Annotated in this window: 1 pseudogene; it reads right to left on the bottom strand. The window is 34.6% G+C overall.

Going from position 1 to position 407, the window contains the following annotated elements:
* Positions 1 to 407, bottom strand: a pseudogene (locus CF599_RS19620) (hypothetical protein); the annotation flags it as partial.

Here is a 407-nt window from a genome sequence, read left to right as displayed (position 1 = left end):
AGATCAGACCAATTTATCGTTACTGGTTTACCATCTGCATCATAGTAGAAGAATTCTTTCTTAACTATATCGTATCCTACGTTTCCGTATTTACCTTGAAGCTTATTGATGATGTTATTGATAAACTCTTCGTTGTTCGTTATCTCATTAATAAACTTGATGTTATCACCTAGTTTAGTAATAAACTCATCGTTCTGAGTAAGGTTCGATATAAAGGTAGAGTTATTCGCAATATCAGCTACTGCTAAGTACACCTTACCATCCTTAGAGTCTGTAACGATTAGACTATCTACACCTGTATCGTCTTTACCAATGGTAAAGCTGAAGTTGGTTGTATCAAGATCAGACCATTTTATAGTTACAGGTTTACCATCTGCATCATAGTAGAAGAACGAGTTAGTAGTAGT

The sequence above is a fragment of the Myroides sp. N17-2 genome, assembly GCF_002286775.1.
GTDB lineage: Bacteria > Bacteroidota > Bacteroidia > Flavobacteriales > Flavobacteriaceae > Flavobacterium.
Note: the sequence above shows the minus strand (reverse complement) of the source record. Positions and strands in the feature narration are given on the sequence as shown.